General features: G+C 36.4%; 24 protein-coding genes. 4 read left to right on the top strand and 20 right to left on the bottom strand.

Annotated features, from left to right (window positions below):
* Positions 1-7: 7 nt before the first annotated feature.
* The 11 genes from BN1002_RS09570 to BN1002_RS09515 all read right to left on the bottom strand — a co-directional run bounded on the left by BN1002_RS09570 (position 8) and on the right by BN1002_RS09515 (position 11,183).
* Positions 8-574, bottom strand: coding sequence for a DUF1788 domain-containing protein (locus BN1002_RS09570; protein ID WP_048824800.1), 567 nt, complete (start codon positions 572-574; stop codon positions 8-10).
* Positions 575-585: 11 nt separating this feature from the next.
* Positions 586-1,134, bottom strand: a complete 549-nt coding sequence (locus BN1002_RS09565; RefSeq protein ID WP_231575012.1) for a DUF1819 family protein — start codon at positions 1,132-1,134, stop codon at positions 586-588.
* A 79-nt stretch (positions 1,135-1,213) separates the two neighbouring features.
* Positions 1,214-1,450, bottom strand: a complete 237-nt coding sequence (locus BN1002_RS09560; protein ID WP_048824798.1) for a TIGR04540 family protein — start codon at positions 1,448-1,450, stop codon at positions 1,214-1,216.
* A gap of 265 nt (positions 1,451-1,715) precedes the next feature.
* On the bottom strand, positions 1,716-5,009 hold the full coding sequence (locus BN1002_RS09555) for a DEAD/DEAH box helicase (protein ID WP_048824797.1): 3,294 nt from the start codon (positions 5,007-5,009) through the stop codon (positions 1,716-1,718).
* A complete protein-coding gene (locus BN1002_RS09550) occupies positions 4,999-6,276 on the bottom strand; it encodes a sigma-70 family RNA polymerase sigma factor (RefSeq protein WP_048824796.1) in 1,278 nt (425 codons plus the stop codon). Before BN1002_RS09550 ends, BN1002_RS09555 begins: the two co-directional genes overlap by 11 nt.
* Before the next feature lie 300 nt (positions 6,277-6,576).
* Positions 6,577-8,979 (bottom strand): DEAD/DEAH box helicase family protein, encoded by a 2,403-nt coding sequence (locus BN1002_RS09545; protein ID WP_048824795.1) that lies wholly within the window; start codon positions 8,977-8,979, stop codon positions 6,577-6,579.
* The gene (locus BN1002_RS09540; protein ID WP_048824794.1) at positions 8,972-9,298 is read right to left on the bottom strand and encodes a nucleoside triphosphate pyrophosphohydrolase; all 327 of its coding nucleotides are present in this window, start codon (positions 9,296-9,298) and stop codon (positions 8,972-8,974) included. The genes BN1002_RS09545 and BN1002_RS09540 overlap by 8 nt, the downstream gene beginning before the upstream one ends.
* 25 nt (positions 9,299-9,323) lie before the next feature.
* Entirely contained in the window at positions 9,324-9,632 is a 309-nt protein-coding gene (locus BN1002_RS09535; RefSeq protein WP_048824792.1) for a hypothetical protein, read from the bottom strand.
* A 397-nt stretch (positions 9,633-10,029) separates the two neighbouring features.
* Complete coding sequence (locus tag BN1002_RS09525) at positions 10,030-10,278, bottom strand: hypothetical protein (protein WP_048824790.1); 249 nt, start codon at positions 10,276-10,278, stop codon at positions 10,030-10,032.
* Between the two features lie 22 nt (positions 10,279-10,300).
* Positions 10,301-10,516, bottom strand: a complete 216-nt coding sequence (locus BN1002_RS09520) for a helix-turn-helix domain-containing protein (RefSeq protein ID WP_048824788.1) — start codon at positions 10,514-10,516, stop codon at positions 10,301-10,303.
* A gap of 463 nt (positions 10,517-10,979) precedes the next feature.
* Positions 10,980-11,183, bottom strand: a complete 204-nt coding sequence (locus tag BN1002_RS09515) for a hypothetical protein (protein ID WP_048824787.1) — start codon at positions 11,181-11,183, stop codon at positions 10,980-10,982.
* A gap of 315 nt (positions 11,184-11,498) precedes the next feature.
* On the opposite strand from BN1002_RS09515, the gene BN1002_RS09510 reads away from it, so the two are divergent.
* Positions 11,499-11,996, top strand: coding sequence for a DinB family protein (locus BN1002_RS09510; protein WP_048824786.1), 498 nt, complete (start codon positions 11,499-11,501; stop codon positions 11,994-11,996).
* A gap of 50 nt (positions 11,997-12,046) precedes the next feature.
* On the opposite strand, the gene BN1002_RS09505 is transcribed toward BN1002_RS09510, so the two are convergent.
* Positions 12,047-12,982, bottom strand: coding sequence for a helix-turn-helix transcriptional regulator (locus tag BN1002_RS09505; protein ID WP_048824785.1), 936 nt, complete (start codon positions 12,980-12,982; stop codon positions 12,047-12,049).
* Positions 12,983-13,251: 269 nt separating this feature from the next.
* On the opposite strand from BN1002_RS09505, the gene BN1002_RS09500 reads away from it, so the two are divergent.
* Entirely contained in the window at positions 13,252-13,878 is a 627-nt protein-coding gene (locus BN1002_RS09500; protein ID WP_048824784.1) for a metal-dependent hydrolase, read from the top strand.
* Between the two features lie 480 nt (positions 13,879-14,358).
* Here BN1002_RS09500 and BN1002_RS09495 read toward each other — a convergent pair whose 3' ends face one another.
* From BN1002_RS09495 to BN1002_RS09470, 7 genes are all read right to left on the bottom strand, one after another.
* Entirely contained in the window at positions 14,359-15,336 is a 978-nt protein-coding gene (locus BN1002_RS09495) for an NAD(P)H-quinone oxidoreductase (RefSeq protein WP_048824783.1), read from the bottom strand.
* A gap of 390 nt (positions 15,337-15,726) precedes the next feature.
* Positions 15,727-15,885, bottom strand: a complete 159-nt coding sequence (locus BN1002_RS24490; RefSeq protein ID WP_082036194.1) for a DUF3658 domain-containing protein — start codon at positions 15,883-15,885, stop codon at positions 15,727-15,729.
* Positions 15,882-16,754 carry a DUF1835 domain-containing protein gene (locus tag BN1002_RS09490; protein WP_048824782.1) on the bottom strand — a complete coding sequence of 291 codons (873 nt, stop codon included), beginning with the start codon at positions 16,752-16,754 and terminating at the stop codon, positions 15,882-15,884. Before BN1002_RS09490 ends, BN1002_RS24490 begins: the two co-directional genes overlap by 4 nt.
* 144 nt (positions 16,755-16,898) lie before the next feature.
* A complete protein-coding gene (gene nagZ, locus BN1002_RS09485; RefSeq protein ID WP_048824781.1) occupies positions 16,899-18,650 on the bottom strand; it encodes a beta-N-acetylhexosaminidase in 1,752 nt (583 codons plus the stop codon).
* 570 nt (positions 18,651-19,220) lie between these two features.
* The gene (locus tag BN1002_RS09480) at positions 19,221-20,552 is read right to left on the bottom strand and encodes an FtsW/RodA/SpoVE family cell cycle protein (RefSeq protein ID WP_048824780.1); all 1,332 of its coding nucleotides are present in this window, start codon (positions 20,550-20,552) and stop codon (positions 19,221-19,223) included.
* Complete coding sequence (locus tag BN1002_RS09475; RefSeq protein ID WP_048824779.1) at positions 20,549-20,983, bottom strand: PadR family transcriptional regulator; 435 nt, start codon at positions 20,981-20,983, stop codon at positions 20,549-20,551. Before BN1002_RS09475 ends, BN1002_RS09480 begins: the two co-directional genes overlap by 4 nt.
* A gap of 3 nt (positions 20,984-20,986) precedes the next feature.
* Positions 20,987-21,538, bottom strand: a complete 552-nt coding sequence (locus BN1002_RS09470) for a sigma-70 family RNA polymerase sigma factor (protein ID WP_048824778.1) — start codon at positions 21,536-21,538, stop codon at positions 20,987-20,989.
* Between the two features lie 236 nt (positions 21,539-21,774).
* Between BN1002_RS09470 and BN1002_RS09465 the strand changes: the two genes are divergently transcribed.
* Both BN1002_RS09465 and BN1002_RS09460 read left to right on the top strand, forming a co-directional pair.
* Positions 21,775-22,239, top strand: a complete 465-nt coding sequence (locus tag BN1002_RS09465) for a hypothetical protein (RefSeq protein ID WP_048824776.1) — start codon at positions 21,775-21,777, stop codon at positions 22,237-22,239.
* A gap of 504 nt (positions 22,240-22,743) precedes the next feature.
* Positions 22,744-23,142 carry a hypothetical protein gene (locus tag BN1002_RS09460; RefSeq protein ID WP_231575011.1) on the top strand — a complete coding sequence of 133 codons (399 nt, stop codon included), beginning with the start codon at positions 22,744-22,746 and terminating at the stop codon, positions 23,140-23,142.
* A gap of 385 nt (positions 23,143-23,527) precedes the next feature.
* On the opposite strand, the gene BN1002_RS09455 is transcribed toward BN1002_RS09460, so the two are convergent.
* On the bottom strand, positions 23,528-23,728 hold the full coding sequence (locus BN1002_RS09455) for a hypothetical protein (RefSeq protein ID WP_048824775.1): 201 nt from the start codon (positions 23,726-23,728) through the stop codon (positions 23,528-23,530).
* Between the last annotated feature and the right edge of the window lie 82 nt (positions 23,729-23,810).

The following is a 23,810-nucleotide window of genomic DNA, read 5'->3' as shown; positions in this document are numbered from 1 at the left end:
TCTTCCATTAATCGACTAAGCGAAAAGCTCTGTAGTAGTTATCATCCTTGAATTTACTAAACAATTGGAGTGACTGACCATCGTACCTTCCTGGGAAGAACATGATGACAGGTTTTTTGTCCAACACTTCTTGTAGGTTGTTCAGGATGTTATGAGAGCGGACAAACGGATACACTTTCCCCACCCCTGTAATGAATACAACATTGTGATCACCCAACTGTTCTTCAATTTTCTGCAGGAATACTTCTGGTTTTGCAAACGTCGTCATAGCTTTGAACAAAGTGTCTTTTCCTTGTTGTTCTTCCATCTGAAATATACGGTCAAAAATCCGTTTTTCTTTTGTAATTTCAATGAGCATTTTGTATAAATCAAATTCAATAATTCTTCTATTCGTTCCTTCATAGTTGAACTCTTTCTTGATGTGCTTGATATAATCCCTCACGACAAGCTCACCGTCTGGTTCATAATCGAAGACATAAAAACTGATTTCATTGCCAAGTCCACGCCCATCAATGAATTTTTCTTCCTTGATTTTGGGTATGATTTGATCCAGTCTAGCATTCAAATTAGCCATGATATCCCCCCTTATTCACCCATCGCACGAACATAGCGGGCATCGCCAATATGAGTAAGATGGTTTTTGATTTGTTCGTCTATAATTAGCCGATTTAACTCTCCTGATTTCTTATCCTTAAGTAACCCTGTTTCCAGTAATATTTTCCCGTATACCTGTTTTAACTTTTGAATAGTGGCTTCTGTCCAGCTTGCAATGTTTTCATCCTGTTCGGCTTTTACCGTAAAGTATGTGTTTAAGTCCTTCTTCTCGAAGTTGTAATCATTCATCTGAAGTTTTTCTTGAATGACTTCATTCATAAATTCGAAAAAAAGACGATCCGTTTTCATGATGGCGTACAGGTTAATGATCTTACCAAATTCAAACGACTCTTCGATGACGAGCTTTCTTAATGTCTCATCTAATACGTTCGCCCTTCTTAAAATAGAAGGTAGTCCTCTTTTTAAACTGGAGATTTTATCATATTGAAATAAATTTTCAGTTATGACTTTTTGCCGAACTTCTCGATCAGAATGACCTTGATCTTTTAAAGCCACGACTTGCTTAAACTCATACAACATGAATGAAGCCCCTGTTAATACGGAGGAATATTCTAATATTATTGTCATCTAATCCAACCTTTCACACAAGACTATCAGCCTATTTAAATTCCAAAATTTTATCAACTACAGCTAACCGTCTTTTCCCGCTCTGTTGTTGTACTACTTTCGTGAACACATTATTTTTAATCAGTTTATCTGGATTATTTTCATACATTCTTTTAACACCTTCTATTAATTCATCTTCTTTGATTTTCTCTTCCCAATACGCATCGACTAATTGGTTCAACGCAGTTGCTAAGTCACGTTGTGTTCGATAAAAGAGCTTTAATTCCACGAATACCACCTCGTACTCAAGATTTACTTATATCTTATTTTACTCTTACTTTTATTAATATTCAATGTAACCGAAATAACTAAATAAATGATTCTAATAGATGCAAATAAAAAATATGGCTCAGCATAAAGTTCTATTTCTACATCTTGGACAATAGGGCCTGTCCCCCAATACGTTAAACTGTTAACGTAGTGAGGGACAGGCCCCTAATCTTTATTTAGAGAATGTCGAAGGATTGACATTTCCTTTTAAAAAATAATCAACTTTATTTTTTTGGTTTACTTAAAGCATTCTTTACTTCGCTTGGTAGAATTCCCATAAAATAGGCTTCTATATTATCCCAAAACCATTTTGAGTAATTTAGAATCTTCTCTTTTGGTGAATTTCCTTCTTGTTTCTTTGTAAAAAGATACTTCAACATTTCTACACTTGTATAATGTTTATCTTGAACATCTTTTAATATACTATTTTGATAAAAGCTACCTTGTTTAATAGCTTTTTCTAATGGATAAATTGAGTTCATTCTTAGATATATTTGTGGGTTGTTTCCACCCAGTACTTGATAATTTAATAACTTTCGACTCTCCCCTATTCCAAGTGCTGCTAATTTCGCATCTAGTTCCACACTATTTGCTCTCATGTAAAATGTAAGTATATTGCTGCCGCTCTCAACAAAATTTTCACGCGGCTTCAAGGTCGCTAACAAACCTCTCTTAATGAATGTCGTGAATAAATCTCCATCATTGTGAATAATATACTTCGGTTTAGAATCTCCACTACTTGGACGCTCGGATATAAATTTAATCTCTTTTATCTTTGAATATTCAAATGCTGCGTTAATGACTGTTTGTGCAAACGTCATTGCTTCGAACCTATCAGAGATCTTTAATGCTTTCATAAAATGGTATCCAAGATCATCAACCGAAAAATGTTTTCCTGACATTCTATAATTATTAACAAATATCTCAAAAGCCTGTAAGATTAAGTTATACTCCGAAACAACTGACTCGACTGATTCATTGTTATTTAATCCTACTTCTACACCTGACACATATATCAACTTTTCAAAAATAGATTTATGCTTCAGTTTCCCTCTTTCTTCCGCTGAAAACAATGCAAATTTAAAACTAGGAAAAGACATACTTCTATAATATTTCTCCCATATTCCACTCAGGTTCACCTGATATACAGCAGAATAACTATCACTCTGTATTTCATATTGCTTTTTAAAATATCTTCCCAAATTAGAATGAATAAATGTTCTTTCTAATTCAGGAGTAACGAATATTAAATCATTCCCAAATATGCTTCTTGGTCTCGCGACAAATGGAGAATATCCTAGTTTATTTGGTGAAGAAAAATCTTTCTCAATCATCAATAAAACTGTTTTCACTTTATTGTCTAATGAATCTTCATCGCGTTTGTTTTGAACAAAGATATATTTAAAATCCTCTGGACTAATAATTAAATTACGGTTATTCTTCTTTTCTTTATACACCGATAAAACTTTTTTCATAACTTCTATAATTTGACTCTTTCTAATCGCTGACATACCATATAGCTGTTTAACCTCGTTCATGTCGCGATTTAAAAAATCAATTAAACCAAATCCATTAGCAACTTTATTCTTATCTCGAGCTGCCCTTCCGATTTCTTGGATATAATCAACAACATTACCAGTAGGAGCATAATGATAAACATTTGTAATATCAGGAATATCGATTCCCATTCCAAAGGCCTTCGTTGCCAAAACAAATTGTAAGTCTCCAATTACATATTGATATAAAACCTCATCTTTTTCCTCTTTTGTGAGGCCTCCATGATATTTACCTGTTGCTTCAGCAAGATCCGGTGTATTTTGCGTTAAAAAGTTATTGAAATCAGTCAACAATTTTACTGTGGGGAAATAAACCAATGATTTTTGTTTGTTTTTATGAGCTTTTTTTAAATGTTTCAACGCTAATGCGTGCTTCGTTTTTCGATAATCCCGTCCTTCTTTCTCTAAATCTTTTTCACTACTTTGAACAACCATAATTAACTCATCGCGACGAACTTTTCCAAAGTAAGAAATAGGACTTATCATATTAAGACTATTTCTCGTATCTAAATACATATCTTCTCGCCCGCCGTATATAGCCGTTGCAGTGAAAGTAACGATAGGGAATTTATATACCTTTCTTAACTTAGCTAGATAAATACCTAAATACCAATAGTCAGATCGAAACGATTTTCCCCAAGTAGTTACAATATGCGCCTCATCAATAATCACAACACCAATATTCCTATTACCAATCAGCATTTTAATATCGGATCGAGCTTGAAGTGTTTCAGGAGATAAGTATAAAATATCAACTTGCTGATTTTGAATTTGATCAAGTATACGTTCTTTTTCATAAGGTGGAGTATTTCCATTTATTGTGGCTGAATTTTTAATCCCTTTTCTTTTCATACTGTCAACTTGATCATTCATTAGACCAATTAATGGTGATATAACTAGTGTTAAAGGCTTATCATCCGCATATATATCTGCTAAATATAATGCCGGGATTTGGAACATCACAGATTTTCCTGCTCCAGTTGCTGCAGTTATATATATATCTCGAAAATCTTCACCATGCATTGCTTTTTCTGCCTGAATGACTATATCATCGATAATTTGAGCTTGCGAAATATTTATTGTTTCTTTAGATTGATTCTCTATATTTTTGTAAAACTCAATTTCTTTGAAATCGTAGTACCCATAAACATCATTCAATATTTTTACATAGGCATCTTCATTCACTATTACCTTTCTTCGTATTGATAATGTTGTAAAATAAATATTTATATCAGAAATATTAGCGAGAATATTAATACGTGCTAAATAATTATTAGGTAGTAGCTCATTTCCTCCTGATAAAACAAATAAAACATTATTGGTTTCTTCTTTTAATATAATGTTGATAATAAGGTCTAAAAATGGAAGTTCATCATCCGATAATTCTATTTGCGTAATATTTTCGGTAGGGTAATCTTCGCTAAAATTAAAGTCATAATCCTTCTCATCATAATATTTGTACGTTAAGGGTTTTTCATCAAATTCTGGATATGTCACATAATAATTTCCGCTCTGCTTTGAATAATCTATTTGGCCATAAAATTTTGAGACATTTTCTAATATTTTTAACTGATCATTTTCTAATTCATTATCTTCTTGATAATATAAATTATGATAAATGCTCTCAATATTTGACAGTGAACCTCTATATGGATACTGTTTATTAAACAGATTATTTTCGATTACCAATACGGGCATTTTATTAATAGCTTCTTGATCTTTAAATAATTGATATTCTTCAATCGTCATCCATAAATATGCATCTGTAAAAGTACGATGTTTGATAATATCTTCTATTACCTGTTCTTGTAAAGTTGATAAATCTACTGTATCGAAGTAGTCTATACTAAACGAAAAGTACTTATTCTCTCTTTTTAATTCGCTTGTGTCAAAACCTTTTAAAACAACAATAGATGGTCCATTTTGTTCCACGATTTCCTCAATTCTTTTTTCAATATTCATACAAATACTCCTTTAATATTGTAGTCGTTTTTGGGTTTTGAAGCTTTCTAAGCGCTTTCGCTTCTATTTGTCGAATTCTTTCTCTTGTCACATTGAATATTTGTCCAATATCCTCCAATGTCTTTGTTTCATCGTTTTTAAATCCAAAACGATAATATAAAACTTGCATTTCTCTCTCCGTTAAAATCGCTTGAAAGATCTCACCAATTGTATTTCTTAATTCAACTTTAAAATATTCCTCATCAGGCATATTTAAATTTTCATCTAACACGAGTTCACCTAATAATGTATTTTCATCTTTTCCAACAAGGCGATCAAGACTATCCAAATTACTTTGAGAAATATAAAAGCGTAATTCTTCTATAACGTTAATGGGTTCTCCCATTTCTTTTGATATTTCAATAGTTGTAGCGGGTCTTGCCAATTCATTCCACAATTCATTCTCGATTTTTATAAATTTGTTCATTTTTTCTCGATAATGAACTGGAATTCGTATTAATGTTGAATAATCCGCTATCCCTCTAGTAATCGCTTGTCTTATCCACCAAGTTGCATAAGTTGAAAACTGATAACCCAAGGAAACATCGAATTTTTCTGCAGCCTTTAGTAATCCAATAACCCCAACTTGATACATATCACTCACATCGAATCCCACTGTTGCTATGCCTGAATACTGTTTCACAATTTTCCATACTAATTTTGTATTCGCTTCAACTAGATTGCTAAGTGACTTATTTCGTTTTGATTCATCTCCTGAATGTATTTGATTTAAATATTCAATATTCCATGACTTATCAATAACATCTTCAAGTGAATCAATATGTTCAATGAAGCTGTCGTCATCCAATAAAGAATCTAAATCATTTTCTAATAAATCATCAGGTATATCAAAATCAATTTCACTTTTCTCCTGCGGTGTATCATCAATAATGATATAGTCACTTCTCCTTAGTTCGCTTAGCATATTCTCATGTATACTTTCATCTATATTATTTTGATTGAACCATTTAATAAGAATACTCCTATTAATTTCCTTTTCCAACTCAATACATTTATACAATTTCAATAATTTTGCCTTTATTACAGTATTGGGATGATCAATGATTTTTATTTGCAAAGAATCTAGTTCATCATAAACGGCAAACTTTTCTTCGATGTCAAGTGTGTATTCTTTAAACCACTGGTCAACAATATTCTGCTTAATTTTACTACCGAATCGAAAATTATTATTTATATGAGTAAGTAGATCATCCAGCTTTTTATTCATTTGTATCACTTCCCTTACTTACCAAACAATTATTTTGTGGTTAGCACTCAATCTTTAAAAATCTTTCTTAGGTTTCACTTGTAAGATAAGTTGAAAATTAGCAGAAATCTTATTTTTCAACCACTTTTCTTTTGTAAATCCAGCTGATTATTCTATTCGTATCTCATTCATCCAACTTTCCAAACACAATCATTGATATATGTACAGCTGGGAATGTTCTATAGTTTCTTATTTTACCACTCGTTTTCACCTAAAGATCCCAGTTAGGTATCAAACCATACATAATTTATGTAATTATTTTCACCGTTCAAAATGATAATGCAGCCTATATTCACACACTTCTCTAGTCCAGTTAAATACTATTGTTTCATCTTCAGGTAACACATCAAAGTTAATAATAAATACACCTTTATTAAAATTCGTCAATCCATCTTGTCCCCTATCCCACATTGTCATCGGCATCCTAGCAATCAGACTGCTTACCGCTTTCTCATCGTACTTCCATAACTTCCTTGAAGATTTGTCACTAAAATCAATTCGTTTCCTATATTCTGTTTTTGTTAGATAACTATGAAAGAATGGCGCTACTTCTCTTGGAGTAAGTGGTTTAAACCAGTCAGATGGCCCCCGTTCGAGCATTGCCAGGAGCAGGACCATTTTGTAGCTTTTTGACATGGCTGTTTTTTCGACTTCCTCCAGCCAGTTTTTGTATCGGTGATAGACTTTCTCTTCCCGATCTGCTAATTCTCCAGCCCAATTCAGAAACCCAACATATGAACCGAACTCTTGGCGGTATTGGACTGATTCTGAAACGCCTGAAAGGTGTAATTCCAGATATGTCGGCCTTCTGCCCAACTCTTGTTTAAGGTTCATATAGTCATTAAAAAGCTTTTCTTTGCGTGGCTGGCGCTTCCGGGCCATTTCTTTAAGTAAGTCGATAACCTGCACATCAAGGTCTATTTCACACATAGCTGGTAAAGAAGGGATCATTTTGTTCCCTTTTGTTTTACTATCTTCCGTTTCAAAAACACTTAGTTTAATATCGGCATTCCGGTAATTTCCAATCAAATCAATAATGACACAGTAGTCTTTTCCATTGTATACACGGAGACCACGGCCGATTTGCTGGGTAAATACGGTCAAAGATTCAGTTGGACGGACAAATAATAGTGTATCAACAGGTGGTATATCCACGCCCTCGTTAAACAAATCAACTGTAAAGATGACATCGATTTGTCCCTTTTCGAGCAATTTAATGGCAGCTCCTCTATCAACTTGGCTTTGTGAATGAAGACTTATAGTTTTATAACCGTTTTTGTTAAAGTATTGAGATAGAAAATCCGCCTGCTTAATGGATGAGCAGAAGCCGATCGTCCGCGACTGCTTTTTATTCTCCCAGGCACGAAGGATGTTCTGGGCCAAGTTGTCCCTCAATTGGGCACTAAGAAGCTCTTCTTCGTCGTATCGTGTTCCCAGCCAGGTAATCTGGCTGTAGTCCGTATCATCATAGACCCCATAGTATTTAAATGGGGACAGCCACTCCCTGTTAATTGCCTCAAGAAAATCGAGACGGAACGCCACATTCCCTCCGCAAATTGCATAAACATCTTTATTGTCGTGCCGATCAGGAGTGGCTGTGATACCGAGTAGGAACTTTGGGTCAAAGTAGTCCAATACCCGTTTATATGATTCAGCTGCGGCATGGTGGAACTCATCCACGATAATTAAATCGAATTCATTCTCGCTGAACTTTTCCAGATGCGTCTTCATGCTTAAAGTATAAATGGAGGCAAAAACAGCATCAGCATCCGGCTCTTTTACTTTGCCATTGTATATTCCAAATTTCTTATTTGGATTAGTATTTTTGAAAGATTCCCTTGCTTGCTTAAGAATCTCTTCCTGATGAGCAATAAATAGGATTTTCTTAAACTTTTCTGCAAAGAACCCTGCAAGGTAGGTTTTGCCAAGACCTGTAGCCATTACTACAAGTGCCTTATCGTACTCCTCTTCGAGCGTCTTTTCCAGCTCTTCAAGGGCTTCTATTTGAGCAAATCGCGGCTTAATTTCTCCGTATGGAGCTTTTTCTTCTATTATTATTTCCTCTTGATCAGGAGTCTTAATTTTGCCGGGAAGCATCAAATCTTTTTCTTCAGCTTTAGACCATGCTTTGCCCAAATGGTTATTGTGAATATGGAATACGTCATAGCTCGTTTTGTATATTTTTAAGGTTTCCTTATTAAGAGGCATCGTTTGGTCAGCATAGAAAATTTTCAAGAAATTCGACACAGCCTCATCAAAAACTTCCTTTTCATTTGATACCTCAACGTTCCATTCCACCCCATTTCCTAAAGCGGATTTTGACAGGTTTGAGGAACCGATGAATAAGCACTCCTGGGTATTAGATTGAAAAAGATAAGCTTTCGGGTGAAAGGAGACACCGCTGCTTTGCCAAAGCCTGGCCTGAATCCGATCGTCAATTTTCAATAGTTCTTCCAAAGCCTCCGGCTGGGTAATGAACAAGTAGTCTCCAGTACAAATTTTAATATCGGCCCCGCGGTCTGCAGCGTTTTTCAGCGCATCTTTTAGATATGTCACTCCTGATTTCATGACAAACGAAGACAGGATGCAGATTGTTTTTGCTTTGTCGATCTGCTCAAGCAAATGGTCTCCGAGGCTGCCGGTAATCAGTTTTACATTACTCATCCTCAACCTCGATAAGAAAAATCCTCTCCTTAAAGCCGCCGCGTTTTTCAGCCTTTTTCCTTCTTACAGCCTCAATCTCTGCAATAGAAACATTGTGGATGTCTGCCATGGCATGAATAATCTCAAGGAGATCCGCAAGCTCCTCTACTGCATCAGCATCGTTTTTTGTATTCATATATTCTTCCAACTCTTCAAACGCCTTTTTCCGCAATTCTACTATGTACTCATCTTTATCCATTATCCTAGTTGTGAACTTCTTCCCGGTTTTCTCGATGACTTCAGGGATACGGTCTCTGACTAGTTTGTTATGTATTGGCATTATGTGATCACCTTTCTGACTATGTTTATTGAATTAGGTAATGATATTGTTCAAGCCTGAATTTTGCCTCAGTTAGTTCCTTTTCAGTAAAGAGCGGTTGGAACCTTACTTTTAGCACCAAAGCTTCTACGGTTAAATCCAACCGATTACATTCCAATAAGTTCATAAAGCCTTCGCTCACTTTATTGCTGTCAGCGAGAAGCTTCTTGGCGGTTTTTAATCCGCCCTCATTCGAGACCATTTGCAAGAATCGTGCCGCTCGGTAATTACAGTGTTTAAGGCCATCTTGATAAATGCCGACCATTGCTTTGTGAAACTCCACCTCTAATGTCATGCCGACTCCCCCTTACTCTTCTACTCTATTCATACCATAATTTCACAATATTTTACATAGCTATTAAGATTCCGACAGAAAAAACCCACCGTTTTCTGGTGGGGCCATCAACAAGTATTCATTTTGCATTTCACCGTCTGGATGGATTTTTCCTTTGACCTCTTCCACATCCGTATCACTATAAAAAGCTGTACCCTTCCCGCCTGTTTTTGCAATGAGTTTCTTCACTTCGTTGTACGACAGTTCAGAATCTGCGTTTATGTACCGTCAAAATTTCTCCTTAAAAACGCAAACAACGCTGCCATTGAAAATAGCAGCGTGCATAATAGGAATCATCTTTTTAAAGTATAAAATTGCGGCCTCACCAGGGTACATGTTTGGTAGAAACCTACTCCCTTTATGGATTAGTTAACTTATTAGCATAAAGTTGATCGTACAGTTGATTTAAGGCTTTTTTACATGATTTACTTTTGTTATTAAAATCTTTCCCTATCCCTGTAATATCAGTATAAGGAGGTTCATCAGTACAAATATTAGCTGTTGCATGGTACCCTGAACCGAAATTAATTATCTCAACTTCAACTTCATACCCTAAATTATTTATAAATCGAACGACTTCAAAAGAATCATAGTGGATAGGTTCCATTCGTGCACCTCTAAATGATCATCTATTTCTTTTCTATGTCAATAATTTCCCTAATATCCTCAATATTTAGAGATTCGGCTATCCTTTTTATATGACCCAAATTAATATTTTGCCTTTTACTATTCGCAAGTTCACTCAGTGCAGAATGCCTGATATCAGATAATCTTGATAATTCCCTTAAGGAAATGTTTCTTTTGTGGATCAATTCCTTAATTTTAATTTTTATTATTACTTCCATGGTTTCTTTGCTCCCATACAATGGAATCTAAAGAAAACCTAACAAAAGTGACACCCTAATGCGGTACGCCTTTACGTACCGTTTTGCAAATTAGCAATAAACTATCCTGATTTTTGTTTAGAAGTACATAAATACGCCTCAATTTTGCAGTTATTTGAGTATTGAAACATCTCGAAAGACATTATGATGTTGTTCTATCGTTATTAAATTCTGATTTGTCGAAGGAATAAAAAAAGAGTATGATTCCAAAACTGCCATACAAAATTAAGTTTTTATAGATAGGAATTTTATTATTATTCTTATAACCTTTGTTTAAAAAAACTAATATACTTGGGGCATTACAAAAGAGTCCGCAAGGCTTTTAAACTATAGCTTTCCTGAAATGTGGTAAGGGATATTTGGTATATGTTTCAAGAATAAAAACAAAACCCCACCGTTTACGAGTGGGGCCATCACCAAGTATTCAGTTTTGCAATTTCCCACCTGATTGGATTTTTCCTTTGACCTCTTCCACATCCGTATCACTATACATAGCCGTACCCTTCCCGCCTGTTTTTGCAAGAAGTTCTTTTACCTCGTTGTATGACAGTCCAGAATCTGCGTTTAACTTTTTCACCTCGTCGATATCTGTACCGACTGATGTGAGATTTTTTTCGTTTTGTTCCATAATGCCACCTCCAGTATAGATGGCATTATGTTCCTCCAAGCTCACTGATTTTATCCTCATAAGGAATGATTTTGCGAAAACAAAACTTCCCCTTCAAGAACCAGCGAAATGGATTCCAGTTTTGAAAGAAAGCACTTGGAGCCCTCGCTTTGATTGGTTCCAGGGTTTTGCTTTGCTTTTTTGCTTTAAAATATTTTCATATTTTCTTGGAATGTTAATTTTCGCTGACACACAGTTGTCAGTCGGTGCTGCTTATAATCGTAATTGTAGAAGGGTTCAATTATGGCTAATCCAAATATTTAGGAGGTTTTTGCCTTGTATCAAACTATTCAAAGCTTCATTTCCGAGTATCAGAATGAATCAGAGTTTACGCGAAAAATCCTTAGTTCCTTGACGGACGCTTCATTGGAGCAAGAGATTGCACCAGGCTTCCGTTCGCTCGGAATTTTGGCGTGGCATCTGGTGCCATCAGGCGGTATTTTAAAACCGACCGGTATCACATTCGAAGCTCCACCCGAGCAAAGTGAGACTCCACAATCCGCGGCAGAGATCGTTCAAGCATACATTACTGCCTCCTCCTCGCTCATCGAGGCGATTCAGACTCAATGGACGGACGAGAACTTGCAAGAATCCGTCAATATGTTCGGCCAGCAATGGAAGAACGGCTTTACGTTGGCCATTTTCCTTAAGCATGAAATTCACCACCGCGGTCAGTTAACTGTCTTGATGCGCCAAGCGGTACTTCCCGTGATCGGAATTTACGGCCCATCTAAGGAAGAGTGGAGCAGCATGGGGATGACAGCTCCCATCTGAAAAAATGAAGGCGCGTTCTCTATCAGTAAAGAGACGCGCTTTCTTCTTTTTTATTCGTAAAGCCTGTATATCTGTCGAGCCCGGACTTTGATGTTCTCGGCAACATGTTTTGGCTCAAGGACCGAGACGTCTGTGCCATAGCTTAGCAAAGTTCCATATAACCATACATCCTCTTCATGCTCGGTTCTCACGATAAAATAGCCATTGTCAGTGACGGTAATCTCCTCAGGCGGAAAATATTCTTCTACTTTCACTCGCGCCCGGGGGTGGAAACGCAGTACCATGCTTACCAAATTGGCCGCATCTTGTTTCCCCCATCTGGCATCAAGTTCCTCCAAGCTAATTTCTCTTCGAATAAACCTCTCATCCAATACAACAAGTTCTTTCATCCTGGAAAGCCTGAACGTCCGATAATCGTTTCGAAGCCGGCAATAGGCGTATAAGTACCAGGCATATCCTTTCCATGCCAAGCCAATTGGTTCCACAGTCCGCGGCTCTCCAGTCCCTTCGGCATTCGTATAATTGAACAAGACGACATGCCTATTTCTTGCTGTTTCGCGAAGCGTTGCGATTAAAGACTTATCTACATGTCCTCCTCGCCAGATGTTTGTATCGAAAATGAGTGTCTCACCAGCTTCCCCAAGCTGGCCCTGCTCAGACTTTGTCAATAGCGCGCCCACCTTCACCATCAGGTCTGCTAAGTCAGGATCCTCAAGAGAAGATTGAATGCCCTTTAACGCTGTCAAAATTGAATGGAGCTCCTCAGATGTGACCATTTGTCTGTCGATATGATATTGCTCCATGATTTCATAACCGCCGTTCGCACCCGAATAAGAAACGATCGGTATTCCCGCGCTATTAATCGTTTCCAGGTCACGATAGATAGTCCTTAGAGAAACCTCAAACAAATCCGCTAGCTCCTGGCCGCTTATTCTTTTGCGGCGAAGTAGTTGCATAACAATAGAAAGGAGACGATGTACCTTCAAGATCCAAAGTCCCCCTTCCATTTCGGCAAAATAACTAATCTGGCATCTTTATCAGTAAATATCCGTTCAATATAGTTGATTGCTATGTCCATCTCCCCCGTCCGCTTATTGTTGATTTCTTTAATAGAAATTCAACGAAAAAGGGTCTTAATCCTTTTTGGTTAGGATCTTGTTTTGCAGAAAATTGAACTATCCTCTCTACAGAACACATGTTTTGGTGTAGAATAGAATTTACGGTTTGGCCGATTAATTTTTAAGGAGTTATGAATATGAATGGCACAGCACATGCAGCAATTGGTTCAGCAACAGGGTTTATGGTTGCCAATTCAATCGGGACTTCACCATCCGCAACACTTTTGCTTGTCGGATTGGGAGGCATTTCAGGCCTGATGCCTGACCTTGATATCGACGGGAAGCTTCGCGGCAAAATTACGTTGTCGCATAAGATGATCAGCTTATCAGCCCAATTAATCGGGATACTGATGATTTTGTACAGTTTCATCGAGAAAACAGCGACTGAAAGGTGGCTGGGGCTTGGCATCGGGGTATTGATTATGGTGGTTGCAGCGTTGATCAAGCAAAAACATATGCTGACGATTACCGGAGTTGCCGTCATTGCGGGCGGTTTTTCGTTAGACGAGCAATGGATCATCCTGCTCGGAATCTTCATCATCATCGCGTCATTTTCCTCGCACCGCAGTTATACCCATTCCCTCCTGGGGGTTATCTTCTTCGGATTCATTGCACTAAAGCTGCAGACGTCACTCGGAATCCACGGTGTTTTCTACACTTGTTTAGGAGGATATATCAGCCACCTACTAGCTGACCTAAAAATCCTGCCAATGAACAAACGGGGAATAAAGCTATTCTTGCCAGTGTCCTCGATGGAATTATAGTTTTTTACAGTTTTATATTGTGGCAAATAAAAATAGTCGCCGTTGTCTTAATAAAACAACGGCGACTATTTTGCTAACGGATTTAATTCTGAAGTACAAAATATAAATTAGCGGTGTTTTTCGCACCCTAAACCGGAGGTAATTAGCCCACACTTAACATGAAAAATTAGCACTTAAAAAGCTCGGAGCCATTATGCCTTTAGCTTCTTTATAGTAGTGCGTTGTTGTACATAAGCACCCATTAGTTTAAGTGTAATCCTTCGCAATCTCTGCTACAACTTAATATAACCATCCATAATAATTGTTGTCCCAGAATCAAGTACAATACAAAAAGATGCCTTCTTATTCAAGAAATGCGCCCGTTTATGGAACTACCTAAGGTATATCATCCCAACTAAAGCTCACTTAGTTAATTTTAGTCCAAATCCCCTTCTAGGAAAACTAAATTAAGGAAAACTTTACCGGTATTTTTCAGTCGTATTAATCTACCTTTAAAATAATCTTTCCGATGTTTTTGTTGTTCTCCATATGTTCATGTGCATGTTGGATTTGATTAAAAGGAAAAACTTGATCAACAATCGGACGAAGCTTATTATTGGCAAAAAGGTCTAAGGTTTTGGCGGAAAATTCAGTTGTGAGTGCTGTCTTGTATTTATCGCTTCTTGGAGTGAGCAGCGTTCCAGTCAGCTGGATTCGTTTTGAAATTACATCCATTAAATTGAATTTTGCTATTTCTGCACCACCTAAAATCCCGATCAACACCCATCGGCCATCTACTTTTATACTGGCAAGATTTCTACCCCAATAGGATGCACCAATAAAATCAAGAATCAAATCGACCCCTTGATTTTTGGTCGCATGCAATATTTCCTCGTCAAAATTTTGTTCTTTATAGTTTATACAAACATCTGCACCTAACGACCGGCAAAAATCTAACTTCCTTTTAGATCCGGCTGTTGTAATTACATTCGCTTGTCCGATTTGTTTGGCAAGCTGAATCGCCGCAGTTCCGACTCCACTGCCGCCTGCATGAATCAACACGGTTTCACCTGCACGTAATTGACCTATCCAAAATAACGTTTGGTAAGCGGTCAAAAATACTTCAGGAATAGCAGCAGCTTCTTCAAATGAAAGGTTTTCTGGAATCACCATCGCTCTTTCATCCGGTATTACCACATATTCCGCATAACCACCGCCATTCACAAGTCCCATAACGTGCGTGCCGACAGCTGTTTTTGTACCGGCGCCCGCTTTTTCTACAGTTCCAGCAACTTCAACACCTAAAATCGGGTTCGTCAAATAACCCGAACTGCTTTCCCTATTAAAGATATCTGTTCGATTAACAGCTGCTGCCTTAACCTTGATTAATAATTCCCCATCCTTTGGGTCTGGTTTAGCATGTTCTGTAATTTGTAATTGATCTGCACCGCCTGGTTTTTTTACGGTGATTGCTTTCATGTTGAGCCTCCTGTGATATTTACATGATCCTATATTAACTTTTAAAAAGTATTAAATAAAGAAAGAAACTTATCAGTATTTAAAGCCTACCTTATTTATCCTTTGTTTTTTTATATAAATTAATACTCCTAAATAAACCTCTTAATTTCTTCATAACCCGTCTCTTTTTCTTCAACAATCTGGCAAGATTGTTGATCACAAGTTAAACACTTCTCTTCAACTCTTCAACAAAACTCCCGCTTGTTCAATAAGGAATTCAACAAAAAAGTGCGAAAATCCTTCCTGGATCTACGCACCCGTTACTTTAAGTACATTTCTTCACATACTATTTTATGTTGTTATGGATTAAAAAAAAAGAAGCATTTTTAGTGCTTCCCTCCAGCAGTACATTTACTTTAATTTAATACTGTAACACCGCATTGCCTCTAGGCTACCTTTATATTCAAAGATTCCTGCTTCAATTAACTTCCTAACCCTATATTCAATAAAACTATCCCCGATATACTGAAAAATATGCCCATACACTTCACCGACTAGTCTTGCACTCATAATAAACCCCTTTTTTTCCCAATCAGCTTCTTCGCTTTTTCAATTATAAATTCATTGAAATAGTCTTCAGGTACAACTCTAATATCTTCATTTTCCCATATTCTTAATGTACCAGGATTCGTGGAGAGGTCTAACCACTTGTTTTCATAATGCTGACGTTCTATGTGAGATAAAATCTGGTTTTCATCTTGGCTATTTTTATATATGCTTTGTAATTCTTTTAAAGGGATTTCACCCGAAAAAAAGGGTACATACTTCTTAGCCTTTTTTTTAAACAATTTCCTGTACAATGCTGCGGTATCAATGATATAAATATTATTCTTTCGTTCCCGCAACAAATAAAGTGTAAAAAGAAGTGCTGTTTGTTCATTTGCATTTTCTGATGTCCATATGTAAATTGGAAGGTCCTCAGGAATCGATAATACTTGAGAAATGACTTTCGGCAAACTTTCTTTATAAAATTCAACATCATACTCATTAGATAGGTTGTTTTTTAACCATTCAAATCTATCTGTTTGTTCCTTTTCGGTATCTAAACTGTTTATAGGAGCAATAGAGAAATTTTCGTAGAAAGCTATAATAAACTCTTCTTCAAGAATATTTAATTCCTTTAATGGTTGTCTTAAATATGGGTATCCAAATTGTATATGAATTTTTTTGTAATTATTTTTTCCAAATGGGACTGTCTCTGTACCTTTTGGATAAAGAATTTCATTAAAGATTCCTTTAAGATCTTTTGTAAACTCAACTAAAGGATTCTCTTTATCCTCTAGCAATGCAATATTATAAAGGATAAATTGCAAGTATGACCTTACTTCCTGTTCTGGCAAGTCCTTTACTTTATTCTTTATATCGTCGAGAACATCCATCTAAAAACTCCTTATAAAATTCAACTGAAGCACCTATATTTTTTTTTTGTCTAAAGGCTCCTATAGTCTTTTACATCTCCTTCTCCAGAAGTACACCCCAATACGGAATTTGTAATCCATTTATTTCACAAATCTATTTAATAATTACTGTAAATAATTATTCAGAATCTTATTGATTGAATTATTTATTTCATTTATGTTCGGATTTCCTACTTTCGTGTCATTAATGTTATATTTCTTTTTTAGTTGAATTATTCTTTCTATACTTTCATTTAATCTTTGTTCGGAAATTTCCCCATTTCGTACAGCAGCTTTTAAAGAGGAGATAATTTTTACAACATTATTATAATCATGCCCTACTAAAATAATATCGCTGCCTGCTTTAACTGATTCTACCGCTGCTTTACCAATATCAAAATGTTCTGTTATGGCTCCCATTGTCATATCGTCCGTTATGATGACTCCTGTGAAACCAAGTTGTTTTCTAAGCAGATCCGTCATGACAGCTTTTGATATGGCTGCAGGATTCGTTTTATCTAATTGAGGCAATAAGATATGGGCCACCATCACAACATCTGCGCCTTGATTAATCGCACGTTCAAACGGAATGAGTTCTAAGTCTTTAAGTTCCTTAAGGCTTTTATTTACAATTGGAAGGTCCAGATGGGAATCAACCGAAGTATCTCCGTGACCAGGAAAATGCTTAATTGTCGTGATGACGTTTTGAGACTGAATTCCTTTCATCGTTTGAATTCCAAGTTTACTTACTATTTCTACATTGTTTCCAAATGATCGATCCCCGATTACTGGATTATTTGGATTGCTGTTAATATCGAGAACAGGGGCAAAATCGAGGTTTAAACCGAATTCTTTTAATTCTCTGCCTAAGAGTGTTCCGACTTTATAGGAAAACTTAGGATTATTCACCTTTCCAATTTGTTCATTTGGAGGAAAGTTAATAAGACCACCTGGCAATCTTGTTATTCTTCCTCCTTCTTGGTCAATGCCTAAAAGAAGCGGTAGACTCGAACTGTTTCCCATTTTCAGGTGATTCACAAGTTGAATGGTTTGTGCAGTGCTTTCTAAATTTTCTTTGTAAAAAATAATACCTCCAACATGGAATTGGCTTATTAATTTTTTTGTGTTTGTATCCATGGTAGTCCCGGAAATCCCAGCAAGAATCATCTGGCCAATTTTATCTTCCAAGCTCAGTTTAGAAATCACCGCTGAAATGGATTGATTTCCTTTTTGATTTGGTTCCTTTTCAATCTGTGTAAAGAGTGAGATATGGTCAACTTTAGGATTTGGCTCCTGCTCTGTTTTTACTGGTAAAACCCATAATAAATCAGTAGAGGCCGTTGCATGATAGACAAGTATCATTTGGTCAATAGTTGAATCTTTATAGTATCGAATGGCATCGGGTTGTCCACCAGTTTTCTCAATTTCATTTAACGAGATATTTTGCAGTTCAGAATCATACGATCGTATATCGTTAACAGTCTGATCGGCATAGCCGATTGTAGTATGATGACTTTCGTATTCCTCATATCTGCCTTTAGCAGTTTCCGAAATATGTTCTGGCTTTCCCCAGTCTCGATTTACTTCCTTCCATCCTGTTTTTCCAGAAACAAAGGAAATGTTCGGAACCTTGCCTACCTTAGATAAGGAAAACGTTTCCTCAATTAATTTCTCGAGATTTGAATTTTGCCTATCCTTCGAATCCACTGTATTTTTATCGGAAGGTTGAGTAATAATTGGACTTTTTTTACCTTGAGTATTCTGTTCACTACTATTTTCTTTGATTGCATAATAATAAACGCCAATGATTAAGGCTAAAATTAAAAGCGGGATCGTAAGTATAAGTAGTTTATTTCGAGATTTTCTTTGTCTTTTCATACTCCAATTTCCCTTTCTACCTTTTCGTTTTTAGCTATAACCATTATCTTCACGGATCGTTTGACATATTATTAACTAAAGCTATAAGTATTAATCCTGTAGTTAAGAACTCCATTTAGCTACCTTCTTTGTTTAAATGAATTCGTTACGATCATTTTACCATTTTTTTATTGAACTAATCTGTACCGTTAGAATAATAAAGAAGTCATAAAAAGAGCGGTTCATCCTTCCTGATAAACGCTATCTATATTAGAATGCCAAATAAAGACTACACACCATTTGTAGTCAAAAAATACATACCAATAAGGATAATCATTACAACTAATAGACCTAAGAAGAGACGTTTCAAGTATAATTCCCCCTTAATACTATTTTGGCTTACCATACGCCCTACTTTCTTCAACTTAACCAGCTATTCCTTTTCAACCAAATGCCCTGCTTGCTCAATAAGGAATTCAATAAAAAAGGTGCTAATCCAGCCTGGATCAACGCACTGTTAATTCATTAAGGGAAGGGCGACAACTATCACTTTAGCTGTCGCCCTTTTTATCAACATTTACATGTTTGACTTTAACTTTTAATTTCATCTGCAATCGTAGGTTCTACAAGATCTTTTCTTCGATAAACATTTAAAATGAGTCCTAAAACAGCAGCGTAAAAGAGTATTGCGCTGCCTCCATAACTAATAAAAGGCAGAGAAACCCCGATAATAGGTACGACTCCAAAGCTCATCAAGATGTTCCAGGTAGTAGGAACCGCAAACAATGCAGCACCACCTATTACAATCAATCTTCCATAGAGGTCCTTTGTTTTAAACGCATTTTTTGAGATCCTTGATATAAATATCAGTAAGAACAAACATAGAACAAATCCGAAAGCCCAACCAAGAGAATAGACAAGGAATGGGAAAGCAAAATCTGTATGTGTTTCAGGTAACAATCGGAAATTCAAAACGTTGGTAAGTCCGTTACCGAACCATCCCGCTTCTGAAAGGACTTTCCTAACTGCCCTATACAAATATCCTGCTCCATTTGAATCGGCACTAGGGTTTATAAAAGCAGATAATCTAGCAAATATATAACCTTGGCGTGAGGTCATGTAGAACATAATAATGAAAATGATACCAGCCAATAGATTTGTTAGGGCCAGATTTACAGCTAATCTCTTATGGATTCGAGCGGTACCAAACATCCCAAGTATACATAAAAAGTAAAAAATACTAATCATATAGTCTGGCACCATCGTGTAAAGCAAGATGGGAGTCCAAAACAATACTAAGAGGAAACCTTGTTTTTTCCAATTTCGAAACTCATTAATCTTGTTAAAAATACCAGCCCAAGCAAGAAAAAAGAAAAATAAGCTCATCATGGTTCCATCAACCGTCAAACCTGGAAGGCGAACCCATTTTGTTGCTCCAGCGACCATAATTCCAAATAAATGGAGGTATAAAAGGATCAACAAGCCGCTCGCATAAAAGTACACCCACCAGTTCTTAAGCTTTTGGTAATCAAAGAAAAGAAATCCAATGATTACAAGAATAGCGAGGGAGTACCAAATCGCCTGCCGCCATATAAAATAGGTGTTTGATACGTATTGTTCAGGAACTCCGCCAACCAATGGCAGAAAACTAATGCCAGCAAAAATAGCGAATAAAACAATTAAAATCCAATCCATTTTTGGCTTATGTAGGGGATTTAAATTCTCTCCAATGATAAATGGATTTCCCATTTCTTGAATCGCCTTTTCATCTGCATCCTCTTTAGAAAACCCTTTCTCGATGTAAGATTGACTTAACTTTTGCAGATGATTAGTAAGCTCTTTTTTTATCTTGTTGTGGGCTTCCTGGGATTTCACTTTTGACGTTACTTTACTCAAAAATTCTTCAAACTTGGTAGAACTCATAAGGCCGCCTCCTCCAGTATGTGTTTAAGGGATAACTCATGTTTTGAGTTGTCTTGATTATAGGAAGCTAAGTATTTCATCCCTTTGGAATTCAAAGAGTAATATTTATTTTCTTTTATCCATTTTGAAGTAAGAATTTCTTTATTTTCTAATAGATGTAGAAGTGTATAAAGCTGCCCTTCATTTTTTTGGAAAGTACGTTCATTTTTTTGAAAAAGCAGGGTGGAAATACTGTAGCCATCCTTTGATTCGTGCTGAACCGATTCTAATATAGCTATGATGGTTTCTATCTCCCAAGAATGTAATTGGGATTGAGATTGTTTCATACGAATGGATTCTTTCACCGCATTTTTTCTTTCATTGGAGAAAGAAAAATCCTTGAAAATTGATTTTTTCATCGAACTCTTCAGGTTAGTAAATGGATCATTCATCTCCTAAACCTCCTCCATCATCTTGTCTTTTAATAATTCTTTCGCACGCTTTAATCTCGTTTTTATTGTATTGATATTAACTGTCGTAATCTTGCTTATTTCTGCTAATGACAGTTCTTCATAATAATGCAGGAAGACGACTTCCCTGTACTTAAGAGGTAAATTCATGACAGCGTTCGTTAATCTGTTTTCTTCACTATTCGCGATAATCTCCTCTTCAACTTGCTTTGATTTCGAAGGTATATAATCCGAAATTTTATCGCTCAGCGTTATTTTGCGATAATGCCAGCTTCTTAAGTAGTCCTTACAATGATTGCTAGCAATACGAAATACCCATGTTTTTAGTGTTGCCTGCTGATTAAACTGATTTAACTTTTCATAACACTTTAAAAAAATCTCCTGCGTTAAATCTTCTGCTGTCGTTCGATTTTTAACATATGTATATACGAGATACAGGATATCATCGCTATATTCTTGCATTAATTGATCAATTATTTCCTCTCTCTCAAGCAACATACTTTCATCTGTCACCGCCAGTTGTTTTAGTCCATTCATCTTGTAATCACCCTCTCACGTATAATAGACGTAGCTAACCTTCATCTGGTTTGAAAAAATATTGGATTTTTATCCCCCTCTATTCGAAGGCCCATACCCGTCGGAATAGGAATACTTATTTCAATCCTATAAAGCATAGTAAACAAGGGTCATATGTATCTAGAAATAGGTATTTTATGTTAGTATGCAAATAAGCGATCGTTTAGAAATGAAGTCAGTTTATGGAGTGAAATAATTTGAAAAGACTTTGGACCTTTCTTTTATTATTAGTTTTTGTTACCTCGTTAGCAGGTTGTTTTGCCGAAGATTATGATGTAGGTGTTCCAACCGCCCATTTAAATTTTGATATTACATCTGTTCAATTAAAAGAAGCAAATATCAGTTGGAAAACGGCAAGTGAAAATGTACAAAAAACAGTAAAAGATATTGATAAATTTGTGTCATCTTTGGATGAATTAAAAGTTTTCTCAGGTCAAAAAGGAATTTTAGAGTTTAAGGAAAATGAAAAAAACGGCGGAGACATTTGGACTGACCCAGACATTTCAGTTGCCCTATTAAAAAACAGCATAAGAATCGAAATACCACTGGATGACTCTGGGGAATTCCAGTTCCCTTCTAATAAAGGAAGTTATATTCTGGAAGTTGATTTTAAAAATTCAGCAGGAAAAGTCCAATATATAGGAAATATCGTTATTCAGTGATTTGAAGGTTAGAAATTGCACTTACAATGAAAATCAATTAGCCAATTGGCCGAGCTCTATTATTTCAATGGACTTCCGAAAATTACTGTTAGTGCCGGTAATTTCAACTGCGGATTACCGTGCGAATAGCACCGAAAAACTAACTCAACAAAATCAACGAGGTGTCCTGGGTATCTCATAAACAATATTTCGATAAACCGGACAATAATTCCCATATAAAGGAGAAGATAAATAAGTTGAATTAGGTTGTTAATATCAAAGGTGTGCGAAACGCTGCCGACAATCGAATCCAGGGCTTTTCCGAAGCATGCGTGGGTCCGATGGAAAACCGTTTTTCCACACAAGCTTCCCGTTTTTGTCATAGACTTCAATCATTTAGTGGGTCGGCTTTCCCTGATTAAGGGTGTATTTGGTGTCTTTTATTCAAATAACCCTACCAATTCAAACAAGACCTCACCATCTGCCACACCTTTGATTGTAGGATTGGGAGGCATTTCAGGCCTGATGCCTGATCTTGATACTAACGGGAAGCTTCGCGGCAAAATTACGTTGTCGCATAAGATGATCATCTTATCAGCCCAATTAATCGGGATACTGATGATTTTGTACAGTTTCATCGAGAAAACAGCGACTGAAAGATGGCTCGGGCTTGGAATCTGGGTATTGATTATGGTGGTTGCAGCGTTGATCAAGCAAAAACATATGCTGACGATTACCGGAATAGCCGTCATCGCGGGTGGTATTTCGTTGGACGAGCAATGGATCATCCTACTCGGAGTCAACATAATCATCGCGTCATTTTCCTCGCACCGAAGCTATACACATTCCCTCCTGGGGGTTATCTTCTTCGGATTCATTGCTCTAAAACTGCAGACATCCCTCGGAATCCACGGCGTTGTTTAGGAGGATACATCAGCAACCTACTAGCAGACCTAAAAATCCTGCCAATGAACAAAAGGGGAATAAAGCTCTTTTTGCCGATATCATCGTTTGAATTATAGTTTTCCATAGCCTCATATTGCGGAAAATAAAAATAGTCGCCGTTGTCGAAATATGAACCACGGCGACTATTTTATAATTTATAACTGGTTTGAATTTGAAGTGCAAAATTTGAATTAGCGATGCTTTTCGCACGGTAATTCACCGTTGAATTTGCCCACACTTTAGCAGAAAAATTAGAACACAAAAAGCAGGGAACCATTATGCTTAGTTCTTTCTTAATTGTAATGCGTTGAAGGCTTATCTTTCATATTCTCTAAATATTCAGAAGGAATACCAAGCGCTTCACTCATATAGTACTCGACAGATTCATTAAGCTTTTCTTCCCAATCAAATTGTTCAAATGCTGAACATTATTTGCTGGTAACCGGGGACGAAATTCATCAATAATAAAAGGAGGCTCATACATAAATAGCTTCGTGACTTTGCCTTCAAGTTTATTTGCCGCTTCAAGTGCTAACAATGCACCAGAAGAACTTCCAAACAACAAGCTGTTGCCCCCAGCCTCAACTTTTTTAATTCGGGCTTACTGTATAAATAAAAAAGCAATTCTTTTTGGGGATTGCAATAAA

The organism is Bacillus sp. B-jedd (genome assembly GCF_000821085.1).
Classification (GTDB): Bacteria; Bacillota; Bacilli; order Bacillales; family Cytobacillaceae; genus Bacillus_D.
Note: the sequence above shows the minus strand (reverse complement) of the source record. Positions and strands in the feature narration are given on the sequence as shown.